We start from the raw sequence: 22,906 nt of genomic DNA, 5'->3' as shown, positions 1-22,906 counted from the left end.
CTCCCCTATGCCCTCGGTCGAAGGTGCGGTCGAGCGCGGTGAGAGTCAACCGGCCGCCTTCTTCGATGCTCGCTGATAGAGCAGGCACAGCAGCGCCAGCAGCACCGCAGCCGATAGTCCGAGCGACCAGTGGATTCCGATCGCCGCGCCTGCGAGCCCGACCGTGATGCCGCTGAAGGCCCGCATGCCGAGGCCGGCCATATTATAAAGACCGACGACGCGGCCGCGGATGTCGTGCGGCGCGTTCAACTGCACCAGGGCCTGCGCCATGGTGTTGAACGACAGCTCGAAGAAGCCGGCACAGAACAAGAGCGCGATCGCGATCGGATAGACCGGCACCGACGCGAAGCCGAGCAGCGCCACGCTCCAGAGCATCGCGAGCGTGATCGCGGTGCGCGGCGTGCCCTTGAGGCGTCCCCAGGATTCCAGCGCGATGCCGGCAAGCAGCGCGCCGGCCGCGTCGGCCGCGAGCAGCACGCTGTAGGAGACGCCGGGATCGCCATGGCCGAGATCGCCGGCATAGCCCGGCATCTGCGCGTGGTAGGCATTGCCGATCATGAAGGAGGTGAGGCCGGCAAGCCACGTCATCGCCGTCAGCACCGGCTGGGTGCCGATGGCGCGGATGGTCAGCACGATGTCGGCAAGGCCGCGCACGGCAAAGCGCCGCGCCGCGACGCTCTTGTCGCGCACGGGTGCCCAGAACAGCCAGAGCAGCATCGGCAAATAGAACAGCGTGTTGAAGATGATGCCGTGCGAGGTGCCGAGCGTCAGCATGATCACGCCGCCGACGGCGGGCCCGACCAGGATGCCGAGATAGCGCGCCATCGCGTTCAGCCGCACCGCGCTCGGCAGGTCCGCAGGTCCCACGAGGTCGTAGAGCAGGAGCTGGTTCGGCGTCTGCCACAGCACGCCGGCGCAGCCATGGATCACCAGCAGCAGCATCGCGTGCCACATCTGGATCGTGTCGGTGATGAAGAAGAAGCCCCAGCCGGCGGAGGCCGTGATGAACAGCAGCATGCCGCACTGGATGATGCGCCGTGGATCGATGCGGTCTGCGAGCCCGCCGACCGCGACCGAGAACAAGAGGAACGGCAGCCAGTGCGACAGCACGGCAAATCCCCCCAGCGTCGGCGAATGGAATTTTTGGAACACCACCCAATAGCTGATCACATGCTCGATATTGTCGGCCATCATCGCCAGCACGTAGGCGATGAACTGGAGCCGATACGGCACCGACTTCATCGCCGCGAACGAGCCGGACACGGCGATGGGATTTTGGGGCAAGGGGTTCAAGGGGGGCTGCCTGGAAGGGATGCTTGCGGCCTTACACGTTCAGTGCTGAACGCTCAAGACACTTGGATTGGATGGTCGCCATGCACCGCTGCCGCACGCTCCATGCGGGCTACGAGACTTCGGCTTGGCACGGCTGCGCATCTCACATACGCTTCGCCTTACGCCCGCACCAACCAATCAGAACAGACGGGCAATGAGGAAACTGCCATGCAACAGATCCGCGTCTGCACCCACGCCGGTCCCGGCTCGGAGCCCGTGATCAAGACCGTGCCGTGGCCCAAGGTCGGCCGCAAGGCGGCGCTGATCAAGGTCGGCGCCTGCGGTGTCTGCGGCACCGATTTGCATATCCTCAAAGGCCACTGGCCGAAGCCGCTGCCCTGGCCGTTCACGCTCGGTCACGAGCTCGGCGGCGTCATCGTCGAATGCGGCGACGAGTTCACCGAGGACTTCATGAGCAAGCCGCTGACCGCCGGCTCGAAGGTGATGATCCCGCCGCTGATGCCGTGCGGCCATTGCTATTACTGCATCCACTATCCCCAGACCGCCAACAAGTGCCTGACGCCGGTCTATTACGGCCGCTATCTCGGCTTCGACAAGGCGCCGCACATGTGGGGCGGCTGGGCCGAATATGTCTATGTCGATCTCGAGATGCTGCCGGGCACCAAGATCTACAAGCTGCCCGACGACATGTCGCTGCGCCTCGGGGCGCTGTCCGAGCCGCTGACCTCCTGCATCCGCGCCTTCAACCGTGCCGGCCGCGCCGGCGGCTTCACTTGGGGTGATACGGTGGTGATCCAGGGCTCGGGTCCGATCGGCATTCTGGCGGTCGCAGCGGCCAGGGAGATGGGGGCAGGGCGCGTCATTTGCGTCGGCGCGCCGGAGGAGCCGCGGCTCAAGCTCGCCCGCGAGTTCGGCGCGGAGGCGACTGTGAACATCGAGGAGCTGAAGTCGCCGCAGGAGCGCATCGCGCGCGTCCGCGAGATCGTTGGCGGCTTTGGTGCTGACCTCGTAATGGACTGCTCAGGCCACCCCACGGCCGGCCCTGAGGGCATCGAGATGCTGCGCGACGGCGGCACCTATGTCGAGATGGGCCAGTTCACCGACGCCGGCTCGATCGACACCTCCTGGCACCGCATCTGCACCAAGGACCTCAACGTGCTGGGCTCCTGGGGTTTTACCGGCAACGACCTGCCGCTCGGCGTCGACATGCTCTACCGCACGGCGAGCAAATATCCGTGGCTGAAGATGCAGACGATCTATCCGTTCACGGAACAGGGCGTCGCGCAGGCGGTGAGGGATGCGATGGCGATGAAGACGGTGAAGTCGACCATCGTGCCGTGGCCTGAGCTGGTGGACTAGAAGATGCCGTCCGTCCCGCACGATCTCGCGGCGTTGTCTCGGGCTTCGTAGCCCGGATGGAGCGCAGCGCAATCCGGGACCGCCGCTCCCGCATTCCGCTTTGCTCCATGCGGGCTACGAACCGGAGTTTGGAATAAGGGCCACGATGACAAACGAACAAACACCAGCCCAACGCAACCGCTCCCCCTTCCACGCCATCCGCGCGATCGACTACACCGTCATCTTCGTGCGCGACATGGCCGCGATGCGGCGGTTCTATGAGGACGTGCTCGCCTTCGCGCTGCTGCGTGAGTTGTCGCCGAACTGGATCGAGTACGGCCTCGGCAGCAACACGCTGGCGCTGGCACGGCCGAGCCGTACGGCCGCTGATGCGCCGACGCCGGCGGGCAGCGCGGCGCTGCAACTGGCGTTCAAGGTGTCGGCCACGGAGGTCGACCAATGCGCCGATGAACTGGTGCGGCAGGGTGTTGCGTTGGTGTCGCCGCCGACGAACCAGTCCTTCGGCCACCGCACGCTGTTCTTCCGCGACCCCGACGGCAATTTGCTGGAGGTCTATGCGGAAATCTGAGCGCGGCGAATGGCCAAAAGTTCCATCTGATTTCCCGGGACTATCAGCATCGAGGTGAAACTTACGCCCAGGTTCCGGCTTTCACTTCGCGGGAGAAATGCCGTGAAGCGAATCCTGAAACCGGTCACTTACGTCCTGGCCGCGATCTACTTCCTGGTGGACGCGGTCTTCATGGCCGTGGCGCGGCCGATCGCGCGCTGGATCGGGCGGCACGTCCAGTTCAGGCGTTTGCGCGCCTGGATCAGGTCCCTGCGGCCTTATCCGTCGCTGGCTCTGTTCTCGGTGCCCGTCATTATGCTCGAGCCGGTCAAGCCAGTTGCTGCGTACCTCACCGCAACCGGTCAGGTCCTGAGCGGTGCGGTGACGTTCATTGTCGGCGAATTGCTCAAGCTGGTGCTGGTCGAGCGCCTGTTTCATCTTACGCGCGACAAGCTGATGCGAATTCCCGCCTTTGCCTGGGCCTACGGAAAATACGCCGCGGCCAAGGCGTGGCTGCAGGAGACGGAAGCCTGGCGCGCCGTCCGAGCGCTGGCCCGTGCGGTCAAGGACAGTGTTGCGCGCGCAAAAGCGAGGCTGGCCGGCAGCTTCAGCCGGCCGGCAACCTCCAGGGACTAGGCGGCGTCCGGGCGCGCGGCCGCTAGGCGAGCTTGCGCGCCGCGGCTGTCGCCTTGTCGCCCGTGTTCGGCGTGCCGGTCGGCTCGATCAGCATGAGGTGAACCTCCTCGCGCGCCACCGGCCGATGCTCGACACCTTTGGGCACGACATAGAGCTCGCCCGGGCCGAGCGTCACCGTGCGGTCCCGCAACTCGATATCGAGCTTGCCCTTCAGGACCAGAAAGAAATCATCGGTGTCGTCGTGCTTGTGCCAGGTGAACTCGCCCTTGACCTTCACCACCATCACGTCGCAATCGTTGAAGGTCGTGATCGTGCGGGGCGACCAGTGCTCCTGAAAAGTCGCGAGCTTGTCGGCAAGTGATATGCTGTCGGTCATGTTTCCTCTTGATGTCTCTTGATGCACGATTTGAGATCGCGTCGCAGGCGCGACAAGAGCGTCGTTCGGCGGCGATCTTTCCGGCCGATGTGGTCTCCGGGATCTCGCCCCAGCCGGCTATTTGACATGCCCGGTCAACATCGCCTGCGCCCAGTCCGGACGGTTATTTGCGAGTGCACGTGCCGATGCGGCTTCCCAATCATATTCGAGTGCCAGCAGTTCGACCTGCCAGCCCCGCTTCTTCTTTGTGAGTATCGCGTAGCGGGCGTGAGGTGAGCGATATTCCAGGTTTGCGGCAAACGGAATGTCGCCGAAGACCGGACAGCCGACGCTCCCCGGATTGAGGACGAGACACTCGCCGGGACCCTGCACGACCGCCTGGCGATGGCTATGGCCACACAGCACTGCGCGGGCCGTCGGCTCGCTCGCGAGACGCGTGGCCAGCACCTCGCGGCGTGCCGGCACGTAGCGGCCGTCGTCGAGCGATTCCTCCAGCAGACAGGTCGTGTCGTTATCTGGCGTGCCGTGGCAGGCCAGAATTCCCTCGTCCAGGCGCAGTTGGGAGGGCAGGCTGTGGAGCATCCGACGCTGCTCCGCGGTCAATGCATTGCGCGCAAAGAGACCTGCCGGCGAGAGCTTGTCGTCCGGAAATTCCTCGATCCAACGGTCATGGTTTCCACGCACCGTCGGCAACGACAGCTGTTGCAGGGCCTCGAAAGTCTCCTTCGGCCACAGCGGGCTGGTAACGCAATCGCCAAGGTTCACCGTGCGATCGGCGCCGCGCGCCTTGATGTCCGCGAGCACGGCCTCCAACGCAATAAGGTTGCCGTGGATATCGGAAATGACTGCCAATCGCATCGTTGCGCTCCACCCGCTATTTCGCCCGAACCCATCTCAGTCACCGGATATGTTTAGCATCGTCGGATAGGGTGTCCGCTGCAACCCTCAGGCGCGGTTCTCCTTGCGAAGCCATGCAACATAGGCATGGTGATTTCCGCGCGCTTGGCGTAAAGAGCGGCCAGATCAAATCGCCAGCGTGCGGCCGGGCCGATTGCCCCGCACGCCAGCCTCAGGCCTCTCGGCTCGTTGTCGCCGCGCCTGAATTAACCAAGGTTCTCCATCCCGTGTCTTTTCCGGCCCTGACCCCGCCGCTCGCCCGCGCTTTGGCCGAGCGGAACTATGATTCTCCGACCCCCGTTCAGCTCGCCGTGCTGGCGGAGGAAGCCGCCGATCGTGACCTCCTGGTTTCGGCCCAGACCGGCTCCGGCAAGACCCTCGCTTATGGCCTCGCCATGGCCAGGGATCTGCTCGGCGATGCCGAGCAGTTTGCCGCCGCGGCCGCACCGCTCGCCCTGATCGTGGCGCCGACCCGCGAACTTGCGATGCAGGTCCAGCGCGAGCTCGCCTGGCTCTATGGGCATACGGGCGGACGCGTCGTCTCCTGCGTCGGCGGCATGGATCCGCGTCGCGAGCAGCGCGAGCTTGCGGCCGGCGCCCATATCGTCGTCGGCACGCCTGGCCGGCTCTGCGACCATTTGCGCCGCGGCCGTCTCGATATCTCCGAATTGAAGGCGGTCGTCCTCGACGAGGCCGACGAGATGCTCAATCTCGGCTTCCGCGAGGACATGGAATTCATCCTGGAGACCACGCCGGAGACGCGCCGCACCTTGCTGTTCTCGGCGACGTTCCCGCGCGGCATCGTCGCGCTGGCCAAGCAATATCAGCGGCAGGCATTCCGGATCGAGGTCGCCGGCGATGAAGGCGGTCACGCCGACATCGAGTACCGCGCCATCCGGATCGCGCCCGCCGATGCCGAGCATGCCGTCGTCAACGTGCTGCGCTTCTTCGAGGCGCCGAGCGCGCTGGTGTTCTGCAGCACGCGTGATCACGTCAGGCATTTGCAGGCAGCGCTGCTGGAGCGCGGCTTTTCCGTCGTCGCTCTCTCGGGCGAATTGACGCAGAACGAGCGAACCCTGGCGCTGCAGTCGCTGCGCGATGGCCGCGCCCGCGTTTGCGTTGCGACCGACGTCGCCGCCCGCGGCATCGATCTGCCGAGCCTCGACCTCGTCATTCACGCCGACCTGCCCAACGACGCCGAGGTGATGCAGCATCGCTCGGGCCGCACCGGTCGCGCGGGCCGCAAGGGAACGAGCGTCCTGCTGGTGCCGCCGGCGCGACGGCGGCGCGCCGAGCTGCTGCTCAATCTCGCAGCGGTGGACGCCGCCTGGGGCACGGCGCCGCAGGCGGACGAGATCCGCAAGCTCGATCACGAGCGCATGAAGGACGTTCTGTTCACCGAGGAGACGACCCCCGACGACCAGGCTCTGGCGCAGGCCTTGCTGGCCGAGCGGTCGGCCGAGGACATCGCCGCCGCACTGGCGCGGCTCTATCGCGCGCGGCTGCCGTCGCCCGAGGACATCATCGATCCCGGCGAGCGCAGCGGCCGGCCGCGCGACGATCGCGGCCGCGACAGGTTTGAAGGCGGCGAGGATCGCGCCGCCAAGCCGCGATCGAAGTCCGGAAAGGCGTCCTCGAAGCACGCCATGGCGGAGGGCAGCGTCTGGTTCCGCGCCGCGATCGGACGGCGCAAGAATGCGGAAGCGCGCTGGCTGCTGCCGATGATCTGCCGCCGCGGCGGCATCGACAAGCGCGACATCGGCGCCATCAAGATCATGGACACCACCACCGAGTTCGAGATTTCCGTGCGGGCCGCCGAATCCTTTGCCGCCAAGATCAAGCGTCCGGACAAGGAAGACAGCATCCGCATCGAGCCGATGACGGAGGCGCCGCAGCGACAAGAGGCTGCGGAAGAGCGGTCCCACGCGCCTCGGCGCGAGGGCCGCGACAGCGATCATCGTGAACGTCGCGACGATCGTCCGCGCGACAAGGGTGAATTCAAGCCACGCAGCAAGCCTCACGGCGAGCGCGGGCCGAAATTCGACGATGCTCCGTCTTTCGCTCAGAAAAAGAAGCACAAGAACAAGCCGGGTCGCGCAGAGCCGTCGGTCACACCGTGGCCCGCGCAGGGCGCGCCTGGAAAGAAGGCGAAGAAGAAAAAGCACCGCGGCTGAGCCACCGCTCAGAACGAACGGCAATGATGCCGCCGGATTGCACCGGCGGCATCATCTGAAAGGTCAGGTGTGAGTTCAGCGGCCGCCGCCACCGCCGCCACCACCACCTCCGCCACCACCACCACCTCCGCCGCCGCCGGCATCACGCATGGACGAGCTGTAGCGGGGATCGGTCTGCTTCATATAGGTCGGCGAGGTATCGTTGGCGAGACGAGCGACGGGGCGGCGTGCGCGGCCCGGGGTCGTCGACTCCGTGACGATGCCACAGCTTTCGAAGAAGCCGAACTGGCAACCGTCGGTTCGGTGGGGCGCCGCGTTGGCGCTGGTCGTTGCGAACGCGCTCGTCGCAACGCATGCAATCAAAGCAACTTTCGACAGGGTGAGCTTCATGGATGTTCTCCAGCCTCGGTTTGGCGAGACCGGAACGGCTCGCACACACCTTCGACGGGGCCTGATCTGATCCGGTTCGAGGGCGCCGGTTCACGCCCGCGTGAGCTGGCCGGCCGGGCAGGGACCCTACGCCGCGGCGAGGTCGCGCAGCATATACGTCGCGTCTTCGCCATAGGATGCGAGCTTTGCGCGCAGTGCGGCGTCCACGGCGACGGGCCGAAAGCCGAGACGCTGCCACATCGGCCGCGTGGCGTAGACCGAGACCAATGCGAGCGTTGCGATGCGTGATGCGCGCGCGAGTTGCTCGATATCGGCGATATAGGCGCGCAGAACGCCGCCGCGAAACTCGGGCATCACGGCGACGTCGTGGACATAGAGACAGTCCGCGTCTTCGGGCAGGCGTTCGAGCAAGCCGTCGAGCGGCGGGATCTGATGCAGCTTCCAGGGATGCGCGAGGCCGTAGCCGGCGATCTCGTCGTCGGCAATGAGCACGCGGCAGCCATCGGGACAGAGCCGCGTCTTCTCGTCGAACACTTCTGGCCTTTCAGGAAGACCAGGATGAACCCGCGCCGCGATGGCGCTGATCGCGGGCAGGTCGGATGCGTGGGCGGGGCGCCAATGCGGCTTGCTCATGTCTTTCCGTCGTTCCGTCTCGGTTGGTTCAGTTTATTCCGCTGCCTTGGTGCGCGCAGCGAAAAATATCATGGCCGCCATCTCAGGAATATCAGGCCACGCGCGGCGTCCTACCCATGCAAGCCAATTGCATGACAGGAGAACTCATGACGTCTTCGATCCGCCTCGCGCTCGCGCTCGCAATGTCGCTCGCGATCGTTCCCACAGCCTTCGCCGCGCCGCCGACCAAGACCGGCAAGACCGACAAGGGCAACGTGCTCACCGATGCCAAGGGCATGACGCTCTACACCTTCGACAAGGACATGGACGGCAAGTCCGCCTGCAACGGTCCATGCGCGACGAACTGGCCGGTGCTGAAAGCCGAGGCGAGCGACGCTGCCGGCGACGGCTACACGATCATCACCCGCGACGACGGCTCGAAGCAATGGTCCTACAAGGGCAAGCCGCTCTACACCTTCGCCAAGGACCAGAAGCCCGGCGATGTCACCGGCGACGGCTTTCTGAACGGCGCCTGGCATCTGGCGATGCCGTAACGGCCATTACGCAGACACAGTGCATCGGCGACAGCCGGTGCGCTGCCGTGTCGTCATCGCGGATATTCCAGCTGGATCGCGACGAAGTCCGCCGTGCGCGGCCCGTAGCGTGCATCGATGGCGCGCAACGTCTGGTCCAATGCTTGCGCCGGCGGCAGGTCGGCGGTAGCCGGCGGCATCTGTTTTGCCGGCCAGTCGGCCGTGACCTCGTCGGGCAGGATGCGCAGACCGCCGCGGCTCGTCTGCGGCTCCGCCGTGCCTGCGAAGGTGAGGGCCCGCGAGCGATAGGTGCGCGACCACGCATCGGCCACGAGCGCGAGCGAGACTTCGTCGATGCCTGATGTCAGTGCGATTCCGAGCTGCTCGCGATTCCAGAATGCCAGCGTGTTGGCGATCGCCGTCAGCGCGAAGGGGCGGGTGAACTGGAACGCCTGGCTGCGGTGGCGCGCATCCCAATGCGCAAGACCGATCTCGCGGGCGACCGCCTCCGCCTTGGCGCGGCCGGCGATGGCCTCGACCAGGGTCAGCGCCATCGGCATGGATGCGGTGATGCCGGTCGTCGTCGCAACGCCGCGGTCGACCACCAGCCTGCGATCCGCGACATAGCGGATCGCGGAATGCTTCTGCAGATCGCGCACGGAATACCAGTGCGTAGTGGCCTGCCGGCCGTCGAGCAGCCCGCTGTTGGCGACGACCTTGGCACCGACGCAGACGCCAATGATGATCGCGCCCTTGCCGGCCTGGCTCCTGATCCACTGCAAGACGACGGCATCGTCCTCGCGGCTCATCGCGGGCACGATGACGTAATCGGCGCCGTCGGGATGCGCAGCGTCGAACTCGGCGATGGTCGCATGCGGCTGCACTTTCAGCGCGGATAGAGCGTGACGGGTCCGGGCCGGGTCGCCAATGTCTGCACGTCGGCGACGTCGGCGCGCGCGAGAATGCCGTAGGGCATCAGATAGTCGGTGGTCTCGCTCATGTCGTTGATGCCGACGATGGCGATCAGCGGGCGTTTACGCTTTGGCGGCTGCAACGCCGCAAGCGTTGCCACGGTCTCGTCCTGGGAGATCGCGGACGCGGTTCCCTGAGCCGGCGCGCCAGGCAGCATCAACAGCCAGATCCCGCCGAACGCTGCAAGCAGCGCCACGCAGCCGACGCCGCTCAACGCCAGAATGCGCCATGTCATGCTCTCGTCACCCTTGTTGCTTCACGCGAGGCGGAAGCTAGTCGCTCCGAGCGACATCAGGAATGACGCAGATCCGGCAAAAACGGCCATCCGCACGCGGGACGAAAGGCTATCGCAGTCCCTCGTACACCATCAGCCCACGTGCGATCTGCAATTTCCGGATCGCGCGCGGCAGCAGTTTCTCCGGCTGGTGCAGATAGCGCCAGGAGGTGAGGGTGAAGGTGGACAGCGTGCCGCATTCGTCGTCGAACGGCGCGAGCACACCCGTCACGCTCACCGGCGTGTGCGGGCGGGCGTTGAAGGGCAGCAGCAACAGCTCGATATAGGCTTTGCTGCCGTCCTCGCGCATGGCCGTGACGCCGGCGATCGCGCCTAGCGCCTCGTCGGTGACGATGGTCGTGATCTCCTCGATCTCGCTGCGGCTTTCCTCGTCGAACAGGGCCGCGAAGCTCTGGTCCTTGAGGTCACGCCCCGCCAGTGCGCAGACGCGTGTGCCGGCGACGCGGAACGGGAAGCCGAGCTTCGGCTCGCAGGAGAGCACGAAGATGTCGCCGAGCAGGCCACGGACCGCGGCCGGATCGATGTCGGCCCGGTCAGGGGCCCGTGCGGCGCCACGCTTTTCGTCCCAATACGCGAAGAACGCGCGGCTCGACGGATGTTTCATGTCTGAACGCTTACCCCGGGCCGCAATCTCCAGGGGACAAACCTGTCCCGCTTCAGTGCAGCCACGATCCCTTGTTTGTTGTGCAGGAGGGGATTTGCAGCGTCCATGCCGCGGCGGCGTTTTCGGCTCCGTTAAGCCGGTCTTTGCGTCGTTAACGTTAAGTTAACTATGCGCTTTGCCCCTCGCGCCGCGCTGCTATGGTGATCGCAGTTATCTCCGCCGCTTTCTCCAGGTTCTCGGCGGGGTCTGTACACAGGGCGTCAAACAGTTTGGTCACGGGCCGGGGAGGGGTGGGGATTCACCTTCATTCCCTGGGGCACCGGAAGGCCGACACGGATAGGCAGGGCTTCCCAGGGCCCTGCCTTTTCCTTTTGCGCACTTGCGCAAGGCTGGCAAAGGCGACTATCTGCAAGGGGATCGCTCCGATCGCGCCTGAAAGCGAAGCTGCCTTGGATTCCCCGCCGCACGATTCGTCGCAAGATCCTCAGCCCGGCCTGCCGGCGGTCCAGGTGGTTCATGAGGAGGCTCCGCGCGAGCCGATCCTGACGCTGCCGTTCGCGCTGACGGCCTATATCCTGCTGCTGGCGGTGATCCATCTGCGGGTGCTGCTGCCGCCGGAACTCGAGAACTGGACCATCGACGTCTTCGGCTTCATCCCGAAGCGCTACGATTCCTCCCTGCTCAATTTGCAGATCCCCGGCGGCACCGGGGCCAAAGTCTGGAGCTTCGTCACCTATTCGCTGCTGCATGCCAACCTGACCCATCTCGGCTTCAACGTGCTGTGGCTGTTGCCGTTCGGCAGCGCGCTGGCGCGGCGCTTCGGCGCCGTCAGGTTCTTCCTGTTTCTGGCGGTGACGGCGGCGGCCGGCGCGCTCGCCCATCTCGTCACCCATGAGCATGCGGTGGCGCCGATGATCGGGGCCTCGGCCTCGGTGTCCGGCGCGATGGCCGCCGCCATCCGCTTCGCGTTCGTCCGCGGCAGCTTCCTGTCGTTCAACCGTTCGGACGCGGATACCGCGGCAAGGGTTCCGGCGCTGCCGCTGTCGCGCGCGCTGCGCGACGGACGGGTGGTCGGCTTCCTCGCGGTGTGGTTCGGCGTCAACATCATCTTCGGCGTCGGCGCGATCGGCGTCGATTCCGAAACCACGAGCGTCGCCTGGCAGGCGCATATCGGCGGCTTCTTTGCCGGCCTGTTGCTGTTCACCCTGTTCGATCCCGTGCCGCGCGCGCGAAACGATGCTGCGGATGCGTCATCACAGGACGTTTCAGACCGTATTTGAAGCGGCGCTTGCGGCGCGGCCCGAATTCATCCATCATTTGCGCGAAGAATGTTCCGAAGCGACAAGCCCATAGAGGCAACGCTTCGACAAGCGCGCGAGCATGCAACCCGCGCCGAAACTGTTAGTTGAAGACTCGAAGAACAAGTCCTGACCGCCAAGGCGGACGGCTCGGATTCAGGGAGGCGACAATGACGGTACGTTCCATTCTCAACACGAAGGGCCACCAGATCATGAGCGTCGAGCCCGACGCCAAGCTGGCGACCGCGGTCAAGCTGCTCGGCGAGAAGAAGATCGGTGCGGTGCTGGTGATGAACCAGGGCCGGCTCGAAGGCATCCTGTCGGAGCGCGACATCGTGCGCGTGCTCGGCGAGCGCGGCGCCGCCGTCCTGGAAGAGCCGGTGGCTCAGGTCATGACCCGCAAGGTCGTCACCTGCAAGGAGACCGACACGGTCGCCGAGCTCATGGAGATGATGACGTCGGGCAAGTTCCGCCATCTGCCCGTGATCGACAACGGCAAGGTGGTCGGCCTGATCTCGATCGGCGACATCGTCAAGCGCCGGGTCCAGGAATACGAGTCCGAGCAGGAAGCCCTGCGCGACTACATCAAGACCGCCTGATCAGGCGCCATCGTCCGCTTTCGGCGCGTGCCCCGCGGGCGCCGGCGCCAGCACGTCGATCGCCTCCTGGATCGAGTCCAGCGCGCGCTCGGCGGCGCGCGCACCGTGGGCGATCAGGTCCTCGGAGCGATGGAAGTCGAACCAGCCGAACTGGCCGATCCGTGGCGAGATCAGCAGATCCGGGGGATCGCCGGCGAGGCGGGCGCGCGTGATGCGGTCCTGCATGATGTTGAAGGCATCGACCATCACCGAGGAGATGCCGGGCCGTCCGTTGCCGCCGAAGAACTCGCGCTTCATGGTCCTCTCGGGAGAGAATAGCCGCGGGAAGCGCCGCTTGGCCGCCGGTTCTTCTGCCTCCGGCACCACCGGGGTGGGCGGTGCGCCATGCGAATGGATCGTCGTGGAATGGGTGAAGATATCGCTGGAAAGATTTGCGGCGATGACGATTTCGGCGCCGAGCGCGCGGGCGGCCGAGACCGGCACGGGATTGACCAGCGCGCCGTCGACCAGCCAGCGGTCGCCGATCAGCATGGGCTGGAAGATCCCGGGCAGCGCGTAGGATGCGCGCATCGCATCGACCAGGCGGCCACGCGTCAGCCAGATCTCATGGCCGGTGCGGACTTCGGTCGCGACGCTCGCGAATTTCACCGGTAAATCCTCGATCAAGGTCTGCCCAACCGCGTCCTCAAGGCGGCCCGCGAGCTTCTCGCCGCCGAGCAGGCCGGATCCGTTGAGGCGGATGTCGAGATAGCCGAGGATGTTGCGCATGCCTTGCAGGCTGCGCCCCCAATCTTCGAACGTCTCGAGCCGCCCGGCCGCATGCAGGCCGCCGACCACGGCGCCGATGGAGGTGCCGACCACGACGTCGGGCACGATGCCGTTGGCAAGCAGGGTCCTGAGGATTCCGATATGGGCAAAGCCGCGCGCCGCGCCGCCGCCGAGGGCAAGGCCGATGACGGGACGGCGGGTGGGGCCAAGGCCAATCTTCTCGCCGTTCGAGCCGTTTGCGCCGCGCCCCTTCAAGATGTCCAGCACCGAAACTCTCCTACGCCGGGGCCAAGGCTGCGGCTCAAGGCTGCGGCCAAGCCCGTATCATCAGACTAGGCACCCCACTCGCACTCCGCCATCCCGGGCGCGAAGCATGGTTTATGCCGCTTTGGAGAGGGCACCGGGCAGGAGTATGGCGAGGGGCGATTGCCTCAGGACTAATCACGTAGGCGTCAACCGGGTTCCACAGAGCGAACCGGCACCGTATTTCCTGGGGTTTCAGAGGCTTGAATTTGCCGCGTTTTCGGTGAAAAGCAGGAGCATGACACGCGGGGGTGACGGCATCATCGGATGGCGGCGCAGCGGCAGGCTGCTGCCGGCGCTGATCCTCGCCGCGTGCCTCGTTACCTCAGGCCAAAACGTTGCGCAGGCGCAGCTTTTCTCCGATCGCCCACCACCGGTGCCGCCGGCTTCGGTGCCGGACCCCGGCGGCGCCGTCAACCTGGCGCCGCCCTCCGGGCTTGGCGCCGGTCCCCCGAGCCTGCCATCGACCCTGATGCAGCCGAACACGCCCAGCATGCCGCCTCCCGCGGTCACCACCGTGCCGCCGGCCGCGCCGCTCAATGCGGCCGTGCCCGGACAGGGCGTGCTGTCGCTGACCGCGAAATACGGCAAGGACACGCCGGCGATCACCAGCGGCCTGGTCTGGCGTGTCTTCGCCGACCGTCCGGATGAGAACGGCACCTTCAAGCTGATCCGCGAGGACCGCAACGCCTCGCCCAACATCGTGCTGCCGCCCGGCAACTACGTCGTGCACGTCGCCTTTGGCCTCGTCAGCGCGGTGCGCACCGTCAGCCTGAAGGCCGAGACCGACCGCGAATCCTTCGTGCTGCCGGCCGGCGGCCTGCGCATCGAGGGTCGGGTTGGCACCAGCCGCATTCCGCAGAACCAGATCTCGTTCGCGATCTACAAGGGCAGCCAGTTCGAATCCGGCGAGCGCGCCTCGCTGGTGCCGAACGTCGCCGCCGGCGACGTCGTGCTGATCCCGGAAGGCACCTACTACATCATCTCCAACTATGGCGACGCCAACTCGGTGGTGCGTTCGGACATTCGCGTCCAGGCCGGCAAGCTCACCGACGTCACCATCACCCACCGCGCCGCCGTGATCACGCTCAAGCTCGTCAGCGACAAGGGCGGCGAGGCGCTCGCCAACACCGCCTGGTCGGTGCTGACCCCCGGCGGCGACGTCATCAAGGAATCGATCGGCGCCTTTCCGCGCGTCGTGCTCTCCGAAGGCGAATACCGCGCCATCGCCAAGAACGAGGGCAAGGTCTACGAGCGCGGCTTCAACGTCGTGAACGGCGTCGACGGCGAAGTCGAAGTCGTCGCGCGGTAGTTTTCGTGTCCCGGACGCGATGCGGCACGACATGCCGCCCCGCAGGGGGCCCAGAAGGCGCGGCGCCGATCCGGTCGATGGGCTCCCGGCTCTTCATCATCGAACAGCGTCCGCAATATCGTACCGCACTTCTCATCCAGCGCACGCAAATCCGGCCGGACGCCCATCCAGCCAAGGCGCTGCTCGACCGCCAATTTCGTTCCACGGAAGTCCGGTGCTCCCCGACCTTTGCCCCTGTGTTACCGATTTGAATACGCGCCAGCGCGACAAGGCGATGCTGCGAGATCGATGAACACCGGCGCCGCCGGCTTATTCCGCGCCTCGCGCGTTCATCACAGCCGGTGAAAGATACGTATTTCCGATCATCAATTTTATTCTCTTTCCACTCCGCTGGGCTATATGTCGGACATCCGTCAAATGGGGGAGGCCGGAGCAGGCTTGTGGGTCTGCGAGACCGGCGGGGAGCAGGGGACCAAGCTCGTCGACATGTTCGAAGTGATCCTCACCAGGCGCAAGCGGTTTGGCTGGCGATGGCAGGTATGCGACCAGTCCGGCAAGATCTTTGCCGACGGCTTCGAGCGCACCCGGCCGTCGGCCAAATATCATGGCGAGCGCGCGTTGTTCTTCCTGTTGTCGCAGGCTTACTTGCGCAACCGCTCGGCCGCGTCCAGCGAGGATTAGCGGCGGAGCGCAGGTCCATCCGTGCCACAAGCTCACTCAGATCTCGACGACCAGCTTGCCCTTGGCGGCGTGGTCTCGGATCAGTGCATAGGCCTCGCCGACGCTCTCCATCGTAAAACGCCTGGGGTCGAGCAGCGGCACGAGCTTGCCGGCCTCGACGAGGCGCGTGGCCTCCGTCGTGATCTCCCCGTGATGGGCGCGGCCTTCGCCCGACAGCAGCGGCAGCAGAGTGAACACGCCGGAATAGGTGGCGGCGCGGAACGACAGCGGCGCGAGCGCATGCGTCCCCCAGCCGAGTGCGCTCACCACATGGCCGAAGCGGCGCACCGCTTCAAAGGAGGCGTCGAGCACCTTGCCGCCGACGGTGTCGTAGACGATGTCGAAGCCGCGGCCGCCGGTATGCTGCGCAAGGTAGGCTTCGACCGGACTGTCGCGATCGATGAACACGGCTCCGAAGCCTTCGATCGTGGCGCGCTGCGTCGCCGAGCCGGTTGCGAACACGTCCGCTCCGAATGCGCGCGCGATCTGGATCGCGACATGGCCGACGCCGCCCGCGCCGCCGTGGATCAAGACCTTCTGGCCGGCCTTCAACGCCGCGCGGTCGATCAGGCCTTCCCAGGCCGTGATGACGATCAAGGGCAGGGCGGCAGCTTCCCGCATGCTGAGATTGGCGGGCTTCAAGGCCAGGAGGTCGGCATCGACAGCGGCGAATTCGGCCAGCGATCCCGGCACGCCGCCGACGCCACCGGTCATGCCGTAGACCTCATCGTCGACCTTGAACCGGGTCACCTCGCGCCCCGTGCGTTCGACCACGCCGGCGAGATCGATCCCGGGGATCGCCGGCAGCGGATGGCGCGCATGCGCGGCCGTGCCGGCATGGATCTTGGTGTCGAGCGGATTGACCCCGCTCGCGCGCACCCGCACCAGCACCTCGCGCGGCCCGATCTCGGGCCTGGAAATCGTCGCGAGGTGTAAGGGGGTGTTGTGAGCCTCCAGGAGGCCAGCGCGCATCGTCAATTGTGTCGACATGACCGTCTTGCTCCATTGTCGGCCTCCAATATGCTCATGAAATTTTGCATGGGAAGGAACAAGGCTGTACGGTTCTCATACAGTTTTGTATGGCGGGGGATTTGATGGACTGGAGCGATCTGCGCATCTTCCTGGCGATTGCCCGCGAAGGCACCCTCGGCGCCGCTGCGCGCAAGATCGGCCAGACCCAACCGACGATGGGCCGGCGGCTTCGCGCGCTCGAGACAGCGCTGGGACAGAAATTGTTCCAGCGCACGGCGGATGGTTTCGTGCTGACCGACGAGGGCACCGCCGTGCTCCGCCACGCCGAGCGGATCGAGGACGAGGCGCTCGCGCTGGAGCGACATGTGTCGGGTGCGGAGACGCAACTCGACGGCCTGTTGCGCCTGTCGTCGTCGGACTGGTTCGGGACGGTGATGCTGTCGCCGGTGATCGCCGCGTTCGGCAAGCGCCACCCCAAGGTGACGGTGGAGCTTCTGACCGATGCGCGGCTCTACAGCCTGCCGCGGCGCGAGGCCGATCTTGTCTTCCGCATCAAGCCGTTCAGCGAGCCCGAGGTGATCTCCAGAAAGCTACTGCACATTCCCTACGCGCTCTATGGCAAGAAGGGCAGCAAGCCGCCGCGCGCCGGCGACGGCAGCGCTGTCCGCGTCGTCACCATGAATACGGAGTTCGCCGACATGCCGGACGCGGTCTGGCTGAAGCGCACGCTGCCGAATGCGCAGATCGCCTCGCGCAGCAACAACAGGCAGGCGCAGGCCGAGCTATGTGCGAGCGGCGGTGGACTGGCGGTGCTGCCGCGTCTGCTCGGCGATCGCGACCGCCGCCTCGTCGCGCTCGACATCGGCACGACGCCGCCCGGCCGCGACACCTATGTCGGTTATCACCGCGATCTCAGGCGTCTTGCCCGCCTGCGCGCGCTGCTTGACCTCGTGATCGAGAGGTTGGCTGCCAAGGCTCCGTAGGCAGGCACCCTGCGGCCACAATCCCTTGCGTTGGCCGACGGGCGAAACACCCGAGCTATGGGTCAACGCTCGTACCGAAAACATTCCACTTTACCGAAATTCGGAAAGCGCGTATGTGTCGCGGCAACCCGGCCCAAGGAAGAGGGGCGTATCGCGATCGTCACGAATGCGGGCCGGGCGGCGGTGAACGCTGATTGCATCGGCGCGAAAGAGTCTTGCAGGGCGGGCACCGTGAGCAAGGCACCTCGCGCATACGACCGGTGTGATCGGCGTACGGCAAAAATCGTGTGGTCCTGGCGCCCGCAGTCTGTGCGTCAAGTCTTGTGGTGATGCGGCGGCCCGACCGGGCACGTGCATCAGCCATCCGCAAGGCGACGGGGGCAATAGTGCATCGCTCCCCGAGGAGAGCGCGACATAAGCCGTAAAACCACTGCGCAGGGAAGGCCGGATGCTCGGCTCCACCTGTATGCCGCTGTGCAAATTCTTGTTGCCACCTTTCGCACAGTGGACCGTGGGTGCCCGGCCGGCACCCGGTCTTCCCTGCGCCCTCTTTCAATGGGCGTGATGCGACCAGGCAAAGCTCGGGCAAATGAGCCGCGAGGATGCGAAGGTGTGTCTGTCGTTGAAAAGTGCTACGCGCAGCGCGTCCGCGATACGAGAGGGTGGCCTTCGCGCGACCGTCATAGTCTCTAATCCGCACTAACCAACACCTGACTTAAAACTGTCATAATCGCCGAACGGAACCCACGCTCGCGCGCTCTTTACACGTCGTTAAGTGCGCCTGCATTGGATGCGCCCGGAAAGTGCGTTGGGGACTGCCATGAATGCTGCGAAGAAGATGTCGGGAAAACCGGCCGCCGAAATGTTCGAAGACATCCCGGTGCTGCAGCGCAAATGGCGTGCCGCGTTGAAGCCGGGTGACCGGCTGCCGCGCTACGAGGACGTCATGCTCGGCAGTCTCGGACGGCTTGCCGATCACATCGCGCTCCTGAGGAACGATGGCGCGCTCGAACTGTCGCGCAGCGGACGTTACGTGCAGAAATGGCTCGGTGAGGAGAGCTGGGACATTCCGGTTTCGGATCTGTCGCCCGATTGCGCCACGGCGCTGACGGAAGCCGCCACCATTGCGCTGACGACGGGACAGCCGCATCACGCCAGCGCGTATTGCGTGCGCGACGGCATGGTCAGGACTTACGACTTGCTGGCGCTGCCGACAGCCTCGCGCTGGGGCGCCACGCTGGTCGGCGCCTATATCAACGAGCGCGGCATGCAGTACAATCTGCTGGACGCGATCTTCGCCTCGACTGACGACGCGGTGATCTCGCTAACGACCTTGCGCGACGCCGGCGGCAAGCCGTCCGATCTCCAGATCGTGCATCACAACAACAGTGCAGGCGCGCTGCTGAAGGTTGCGAACGGAAGCCTGTTGTGGCGGCGGATCGGCGAGGGCACTACGCTGCTGGCTCTGCCCGAGGTCATGGACTTTCTGCTCAAGGCCGTCGCGGGCGGCCGCGGCGAGCAGCTTGAGATCGAGAGCGAGGGGCGGCATCTCCGTCTCAGTGCCACGGGCTTCGCCGACGTGGTCTCGCTGACGATCTCCGATGTCACCGCGTTGAAACGGCGCGACGCCTCGTTCCGCCTGCTGTTCGACAACAACCCGATGCCGATGTGGGTGTTCGAGGCGCAGACCAAGCAGTTCCTTGGCGTCAACGACGCCGCTGTCCAGCATTACGGCTACAGCCGCGCCACCTTCCTGCGCATGAAGTTGCACGAGATCTGGCCGGAGGACGAGTGGGAAAGCCACGCCGAGGCGCTGGAGCGCGTCGGCGAAGCCTATCATTCCTCGCGCAACTGGCGGCACCTGCGCGCCGACGGCAGCGAGATCGAAGTGCTCACCTTCGGCCGCCGCGTCGCCTTCGATGATCGCGACGGTTATCTGGTCGCGGTGGTCGACATCACCGAGCGGCGCAAGGCCGAGGCGCGCATCGCGCACATGGCGCACCATGACGGGCTCACCGACCTGCCGAACCGCGAATATTTCCAGGAGCGGCTGAAGCAGGCCCTGGACCAGGCCGGGGACAAGCGCGTCGGCGTGCTCTACATCGACCTCGACCTCTTCAAGAACATCAACGATTCCTTCGGTCATCCCGTCGGCGATCGCCTGCTCAAGGACGTCGCCGGGCGCCTGACCAAGGCGGTCCGCGGCGCCAATCTCGCGGCCCGGCTCGGCGGCGACGAGTTCGCGGTGATCCTCAGTGCCGACGTCTCGCCGAACGAGGCCAGCGCCTGCGCTGGCCTGCTGATCGACATGCTGAAGGCGCCCTATGATCTCGACGGCCAGGAGATGGTGATCGGCGCCAGCATCGGCATCGCGCTGTCGCCCGGCGACGGCACGACGCCGGAGGAGCTGATGCGCAATGCCGACATGGCCCTGTACCGGGCAAAGTCCGATGGCGGCGGCGTGCACCATTTCTTCGAACGCGAGATGGATCTGCAGGCGCAGAAGCGCCGCGATCTGGAGCTCGATCTGCGCCGCGCCTTCGCCAATGGCGAGTTCGAGCTGCACTACCAGCCGCTGGTGACGATCGCATCCGACCGCATCTCCGGCTTCGAATCGCTGCTGCGCTGGCGTCATCCCGACAAGGGCATGATCTCGCCGGCTGAGTTCATTCCCGTCGCCGAGGACATCGGCCTCATCACCCAGTTGGGGGAGTGGGTGCTGCGCGAGGCCTGCGCCGAGGCGGTGAAATGGCCTGCCGATGTCAAGGTCGCGGTCAATCTGTCGCCGGCGCAATTCCGCAGCCGCAATTTGGTGCAGGTCGTGATCTCGGCTCTGGCGCAGTCCGGCCTGTCGCCGCGACGGCTCGAGCTCGAAATCACCGAGTCGATCTTCCTGGCAGAGACCGACGCCAATCTCGCAATCCTGCATCAATTGCGCGAGCTCGGCGTCGGCATTTCCATGGATGATTTCGGCACGGGCTATTCCAGCCTCAGCTATTTGCGCAGCTTCCCGTTCGACAAGATCAAGATCGACCGTTCGTTCGTGAAGGACCTGGCGCAGCGGCCCGATTGCAGCGCGATCGTGCGCGCGATCTCCGGCCTCGGCCGCAGCCTCAACATCACGACGACGGCCGAGGGCGTCGAGACCGAGGATCAACTCGACTGGCTTCGCGTCGAAGGCTGCAACGAGGTGCAGGGTTTTCTGTTCAGCGCGGCGCGGCCCGCGGCCGAGATCGCCAAGCTGCTCGCCGATTTCGGTCAGCGCGCCTCACGGGCGGCGTAGCCCCTCGGGGTAGCAGTCGTACACCAGCGCCTTGAAGGCGGGCGTGATGCGGCTGCGCTCGTTCTGGGTCTGCTGCATCATGAGGTAGACCATGTCGAGCTTGGGATCGACGCCGAAATAGGTGCCGCTCCCTGAGTCCCATTTCAATTCGCCGAGCGAGCCCGGCGGCGGCGGTTTCGCGTTGCCGGGATCGGTCCGTACCGCAAGGCCATAGCCATAGCCGAAGCCGTCGCCCGGAAAATAGAAGTAGTCGCGTCCGACGCCGGAGCCGGGGCCGATATGATCGGTCGTCATCGCCTTGAAGGCGGCCGGGCTCAGATAGCGCTTGCCCTCGAACTCGCCGCCATTGAGCAGCATCTGCGAGAAGCGCTGATAGTCGGTGATGGTCGAGAGCAGGCCGCCGCCGCCGGACTGCCATTCGGGATGGTCGAGACGCTCGCGCTCGGCGGCGAGCAGGATGAAATCGTTCGGCAGCGGCCGCGCCATCCGCGCCAGCTCGTCCTCCGTCGCCAGAGCGAACTTGGTGCTGGTCATGCCGAGCGGATCGAAGATGCGTGCCTTCAGGAATTCGTACAGCGTCTGGCCCGAGATGATCTCGATGACAGCGCCGAGCACGTCGGTGGAATGGCCGTAGCGCCACAGGGTTCCCGGCTGCCGCGCCAGCGGCAGCTTGGCGATGCGGTCGGCGAACTCCCTGTTGTTGAATTGGCCTTCGAAAATGTTGGCGGCCTTGTAGGCCTGCTCGACCCATTTGCCACCGATGTAATCGTAGCTGATGCCCGAGGTGTGCCGCAGCAGGTCCTCGATGTTGACGGGGCGGACCGGCGGCACGAGGTCGAGCTCCAGCTTGCCGTCGGGCAGGGTGACCTCGAGGCCGACCTTGGTGCCCGCGAACAGCGGGACGTATTTCGACACAGGATCGGTGAGCGCGAGCTTGCCCTCGTCGATCAGCATCATCGCGCCGAGGCAGGTGATCGGCTTGGTCATCGAGTGGATGGCGAAGACCGTATCGGGCGTCATGGCGAGGCCCGTGCGGGTGTCGCGCACGCCGAAGGTCTTGAGATAGACCGGCTTGCCGTGCTGCTGCACCAGGATCACGGCGCCCGGCAGCCGGCCGCTCGTGACCTCGTCGTTGAAATACGCCGTGATGCGGTCGAGCCCGTCCGGCGACGGGGCGGGGATGTCGGCAGCGCGGCTTTGCGCCATCGTGCCGGCGAGCATCGCGGCCCCGACCAGAAATTCACGGCGTCTCATCCGACCTTCCTCCCTCGGCGCGATCAAAGCCGCAAGACGCGAGAGGCGTCAACACGACATCGCTTAAAAACGCGTCACGATTTCCGAAAGGAACGGCCGCGGACGGTCTTCGCTCGGCTTGGTCGGATTGCCCACGTGAATGAAGCCGGCGAGCTTCTCCTCCGGCTTGAGGCCGAGGCCGTCGAGCACGTCGCGATCGAACGAGAACCAGCCGGTCAGCCAGCAGGCGCCGTAGCCGAGCGCGGTCGCGGCCGTGACGATGTTCATGGCGCTGGCGCCCGCCGACAATTCCTGCTCGAACGCCGGCACTTTCGGATGCGGCTTGGTGAAGCTGACGATGCCGATCACCAGCGGCGCATCCATGAGGCGCTTGCGCTCGATCTCGACGTCGGGCGCCGGCGCGCCGGGATTCTTCCGCGCAAAGACGTTTGCGATCACCTCGCCGGCACGCTGGCGGGCGTCACCCTCGAAGATGATGAAGCGCCAGGGGGCGAGCTTGCCATGATCGGGCACGCGCGCGCCAATGGTGAGGATGGTCTCGAGCTCGGCCGCAGAGGGGCCGGGCCCGGTCATCTCGCGCGGCTTGACCGAGCGGCGGGTCTTCAGGAGTTCGATGGCGTCGGGCACGGGGCGTCCTTATGGCTTGCTACTTCCGCCCGGAGATAGGCATGGCAGACGACGAATGGAAGAGATTTTAGAGGGATTATGAGTCTACTGGCCCGGCCA

At 65.7% G+C, this 22,906-nt stretch carries 21 protein-coding genes and 1 pseudogene; 11 read left to right on the top strand and 11 right to left on the bottom strand.

Annotated features, from left to right (window positions below):
* Positions 1 to 45: 45 nt before the first annotated feature.
* Entirely contained in the window at positions 46 to 1,242 is a 1,197-nt protein-coding gene (locus tag ML401_RS22000; RefSeq protein WP_376717377.1) for an MFS transporter, read from the bottom strand.
* 258 nt (positions 1,243 to 1,500) lie between these two features.
* On the opposite strand from ML401_RS22000, the gene ML401_RS21995 reads away from it, so the two are divergent.
* The 3 genes from ML401_RS21995 to ML401_RS21985 all read left to right on the top strand — a co-directional run bounded on the left by ML401_RS21995 (position 1,501) and on the right by ML401_RS21985 (position 3,835).
* Positions 1,501 to 2,652, top strand: a complete 1,152-nt coding sequence (locus ML401_RS21995; protein WP_285806896.1) for a zinc-binding dehydrogenase — start codon at positions 1,501 to 1,503, stop codon at positions 2,650 to 2,652.
* A 145-nt stretch (positions 2,653 to 2,797) separates the two neighbouring features.
* Positions 2,798 to 3,220, top strand: a complete 423-nt coding sequence (locus ML401_RS21990) for a VOC family protein (protein WP_285806895.1) — start codon at positions 2,798 to 2,800, stop codon at positions 3,218 to 3,220.
* A gap of 102 nt (positions 3,221 to 3,322) precedes the next feature.
* Complete coding sequence (locus tag ML401_RS21985; RefSeq protein WP_285806894.1) at positions 3,323 to 3,835, top strand: hypothetical protein; 513 nt, start codon at positions 3,323 to 3,325, stop codon at positions 3,833 to 3,835.
* A gap of 22 nt (positions 3,836 to 3,857) precedes the next feature.
* Here the strand turns inward: ML401_RS21985 and ML401_RS21980 are convergent, their stop codons facing one another.
* Positions 3,858 to 4,211 carry a cupin domain-containing protein gene (locus ML401_RS21980; RefSeq protein WP_259213273.1) on the bottom strand — a complete coding sequence of 118 codons (354 nt, stop codon included), beginning with the start codon at positions 4,209 to 4,211 and terminating at the stop codon, positions 3,858 to 3,860.
* Between the two features lie 117 nt (positions 4,212 to 4,328).
* Positions 4,329 to 5,069, bottom strand: a complete 741-nt coding sequence (locus ML401_RS21975; RefSeq protein ID WP_285806893.1) for a metallophosphoesterase — start codon at positions 5,067 to 5,069, stop codon at positions 4,329 to 4,331.
* Positions 5,070 to 5,335: 266 nt separating this feature from the next.
* Here ML401_RS21975 and ML401_RS21970 point away from each other — a divergent pair, with 266 nt between their 5' ends.
* The gene (locus ML401_RS21970) at positions 5,336 to 7,282 is read left to right on the top strand and encodes a DEAD/DEAH box helicase (RefSeq protein ID WP_285806892.1); all 1,947 of its coding nucleotides are present in this window, start codon (positions 5,336 to 5,338) and stop codon (positions 7,280 to 7,282) included.
* 75 nt (positions 7,283 to 7,357) lie between these two features.
* Here the strand turns inward: ML401_RS21970 and ML401_RS21965 are convergent, their stop codons facing one another.
* Positions 7,358 to 7,672, bottom strand: a complete 315-nt coding sequence (locus ML401_RS21965; protein WP_285806891.1) for a hypothetical protein — start codon at positions 7,670 to 7,672, stop codon at positions 7,358 to 7,360.
* Between the two features lie 126 nt (positions 7,673 to 7,798).
* Positions 7,799 to 8,305: a GNAT family N-acetyltransferase gene (locus tag ML401_RS21960; RefSeq protein ID WP_285806890.1), complete on the bottom strand. Its 507-nt coding sequence runs from the start codon at positions 8,303 to 8,305 to the stop codon at positions 7,799 to 7,801.
* Between the two features lie 146 nt (positions 8,306 to 8,451).
* Between ML401_RS21960 and ML401_RS21955 the strand changes: the two genes are divergently transcribed.
* Complete coding sequence (locus ML401_RS21955) at positions 8,452 to 8,838, top strand: hypothetical protein (RefSeq protein WP_285806889.1); 387 nt, start codon at positions 8,452 to 8,454, stop codon at positions 8,836 to 8,838.
* Positions 8,839 to 8,891: 53 nt separating this feature from the next.
* Here the strand turns inward: ML401_RS21955 and ML401_RS21950 are convergent.
* Together ML401_RS21950 and ML401_RS21945 are read right to left on the bottom strand one after the other, a co-directional pair.
* Positions 8,892 to 10,024: pseudogene (locus ML401_RS21950) on the bottom strand (DJ-1/PfpI family protein).
* Positions 10,025 to 10,133: 109 nt separating this feature from the next.
* Positions 10,134 to 10,688, bottom strand: a complete 555-nt coding sequence (locus ML401_RS21945) for a PAS domain-containing protein (protein WP_285806888.1) — start codon at positions 10,686 to 10,688, stop codon at positions 10,134 to 10,136.
* Positions 10,689 to 11,137: 449 nt separating this feature from the next.
* Here ML401_RS21945 and ML401_RS21940 point away from each other — a divergent pair, with 449 nt between their 5' ends.
* Both ML401_RS21940 and ML401_RS21935 read left to right on the top strand, forming a co-directional pair.
* A complete protein-coding gene (locus tag ML401_RS21940; RefSeq protein WP_249157276.1) occupies positions 11,138 to 11,968 on the top strand; it encodes a rhomboid family intramembrane serine protease in 831 nt (276 codons plus the stop codon).
* A gap of 188 nt (positions 11,969 to 12,156) precedes the next feature.
* A complete protein-coding gene (locus tag ML401_RS21935) occupies positions 12,157 to 12,585 on the top strand; it encodes a CBS domain-containing protein (protein WP_285806887.1) in 429 nt (142 codons plus the stop codon).
* Here the strand turns inward: ML401_RS21935 and ML401_RS21930 are convergent, their stop codons facing one another.
* Complete coding sequence (locus ML401_RS21930; RefSeq protein ID WP_194402981.1) at positions 12,586 to 13,620, bottom strand: patatin-like phospholipase family protein; 1,035 nt, start codon at positions 13,618 to 13,620, stop codon at positions 12,586 to 12,588.
* Between the two features lie 274 nt (positions 13,621 to 13,894).
* On the opposite strand from ML401_RS21930, the gene ML401_RS21925 reads away from it, so the two are divergent.
* Positions 13,895 to 14,968, top strand: coding sequence for a hypothetical protein (locus tag ML401_RS21925; protein WP_285806886.1), 1,074 nt, complete (start codon positions 13,895 to 13,897; stop codon positions 14,966 to 14,968).
* 417 nt (positions 14,969 to 15,385) lie between these two features.
* Positions 15,386 to 15,649 carry a hypothetical protein gene (locus tag ML401_RS21920; protein ID WP_249157277.1) on the top strand — a complete coding sequence of 88 codons (264 nt, stop codon included), beginning with the start codon at positions 15,386 to 15,388 and terminating at the stop codon, positions 15,647 to 15,649.
* A 36-nt stretch (positions 15,650 to 15,685) separates the two neighbouring features.
* On the opposite strand, the gene ML401_RS21915 is transcribed toward ML401_RS21920, so the two are convergent.
* Positions 15,686 to 16,678 carry a zinc-dependent alcohol dehydrogenase family protein gene (locus ML401_RS21915; RefSeq protein WP_285806884.1) on the bottom strand — a complete coding sequence of 331 codons (993 nt, stop codon included), beginning with the start codon at positions 16,676 to 16,678 and terminating at the stop codon, positions 15,686 to 15,688.
* A gap of 104 nt (positions 16,679 to 16,782) precedes the next feature.
* On the opposite strand from ML401_RS21915, the gene ML401_RS21910 reads away from it, so the two are divergent.
* Complete coding sequence (locus ML401_RS21910) at positions 16,783 to 17,643, top strand: LysR family transcriptional regulator (RefSeq protein ID WP_285806883.1); 861 nt, start codon at positions 16,783 to 16,785, stop codon at positions 17,641 to 17,643.
* An 820-nt stretch (positions 17,644 to 18,463) separates the two neighbouring features.
* The gene (locus ML401_RS21905; RefSeq protein WP_285806882.1) at positions 18,464 to 20,926 is read left to right on the top strand and encodes a bifunctional diguanylate cyclase/phosphodiesterase; all 2,463 of its coding nucleotides are present in this window, start codon (positions 18,464 to 18,466) and stop codon (positions 20,924 to 20,926) included.
* Here the strand turns inward: ML401_RS21905 and ML401_RS21900 are convergent.
* Both ML401_RS21900 and ML401_RS21895 read right to left on the bottom strand, forming a co-directional pair.
* Positions 20,912 to 22,180, bottom strand: coding sequence for a serine hydrolase (locus tag ML401_RS21900; RefSeq protein WP_194402977.1), 1,269 nt, complete (start codon positions 22,178 to 22,180; stop codon positions 20,912 to 20,914). The genes ML401_RS21905 and ML401_RS21900 overlap by 15 nt on opposite strands.
* A gap of 63 nt (positions 22,181 to 22,243) precedes the next feature.
* The gene (locus tag ML401_RS21895) at positions 22,244 to 22,807 is read right to left on the bottom strand and encodes a nitroreductase (protein ID WP_285806881.1); all 564 of its coding nucleotides are present in this window, start codon (positions 22,805 to 22,807) and stop codon (positions 22,244 to 22,246) included.
* Between the last annotated feature and the right edge of the window lie 99 nt (positions 22,808 to 22,906).

The sequence above is a fragment of the Bradyrhizobium sp. 62B genome, assembly GCF_030272265.2.
In the GTDB taxonomy this organism is placed as follows: domain Bacteria; phylum Pseudomonadota; class Alphaproteobacteria; order Rhizobiales; family Xanthobacteraceae; genus Bradyrhizobium.
The sequence above is the reverse complement of the archived record's forward strand: the minus strand, read 5'-3'. Positions and strand labels throughout refer to the sequence as shown.

Bases quoted from the DNA above. Each gene is read 5' to 3' on its own strand.
- ML401_RS21990 (WP_285806895.1), top strand. From the start codon at position 2,798: ATGACAAACGAACAAACACCAGCCCAACGCAACCGCTCCCCCTTCCAC.
- ML401_RS21935 (WP_285806887.1), top strand. From the start codon at position 12,157: ATGACGGTACGTTCCATTCTCAACACGAAGGGCCACCAGATCATGAGC.
- ML401_RS21960 (WP_285806890.1), bottom strand. From the start codon at position 8,305: ATGAGCAAGCCGCATTGGCGCCCCGCCCACGCATCCGACCTGCCCGCG.
- ML401_RS21995 (WP_285806896.1), top strand. From the start codon at position 1,501: ATGCAACAGATCCGCGTCTGCACCCACGCCGGTCCCGGCTCGGAGCCC.
- ML401_RS21905 (WP_285806882.1), top strand. From the start codon at position 18,464: ATGAATGCTGCGAAGAAGATGTCGGGAAAACCGGCCGCCGAAATGTTC.
- ML401_RS21910 (WP_285806883.1), top strand. From the start codon at position 16,783: ATGGACTGGAGCGATCTGCGCATCTTCCTGGCGATTGCCCGCGAAGGC.
- ML401_RS21900 (WP_194402977.1), bottom strand. From the start codon at position 22,180: ATGAGACGCCGTGAATTTCTGGTCGGGGCCGCGATGCTCGCCGGCACG.
- ML401_RS21945 (WP_285806888.1), bottom strand. From the start codon at position 10,688: ATGAAACATCCGTCGAGCCGCGCGTTCTTCGCGTATTGGGACGAAAAG.
- ML401_RS21925 (WP_285806886.1), top strand. From the start codon at position 13,895: ATGACACGCGGGGGTGACGGCATCATCGGATGGCGGCGCAGCGGCAGG.
- ML401_RS21965 (WP_285806891.1), bottom strand. From the start codon at position 7,672: ATGAAGCTCACCCTGTCGAAAGTTGCTTTGATTGCATGCGTTGCGACG.
- ML401_RS21955 (WP_285806889.1), top strand. From the start codon at position 8,452: ATGACGTCTTCGATCCGCCTCGCGCTCGCGCTCGCAATGTCGCTCGCG.
- ML401_RS21975 (WP_285806893.1), bottom strand. From the start codon at position 5,069: ATGCGATTGGCAGTCATTTCCGATATCCACGGCAACCTTATTGCGTTG.
- ML401_RS21915 (WP_285806884.1), bottom strand. From the start codon at position 16,678: ATGTCGACACAATTGACGATGCGCGCTGGCCTCCTGGAGGCTCACAAC.
- ML401_RS22000 (WP_376717377.1), bottom strand. From the start codon at position 1,242: ATGAAGTCGGTGCCGTATCGGCTCCAGTTCATCGCCTACGTGCTGGCG.
- ML401_RS21980 (WP_259213273.1), bottom strand. From the start codon at position 4,211: ATGACCGACAGCATATCACTTGCCGACAAGCTCGCGACTTTTCAGGAG.
- ML401_RS21920 (WP_249157277.1), top strand. From the start codon at position 15,386: ATGGGGGAGGCCGGAGCAGGCTTGTGGGTCTGCGAGACCGGCGGGGAG.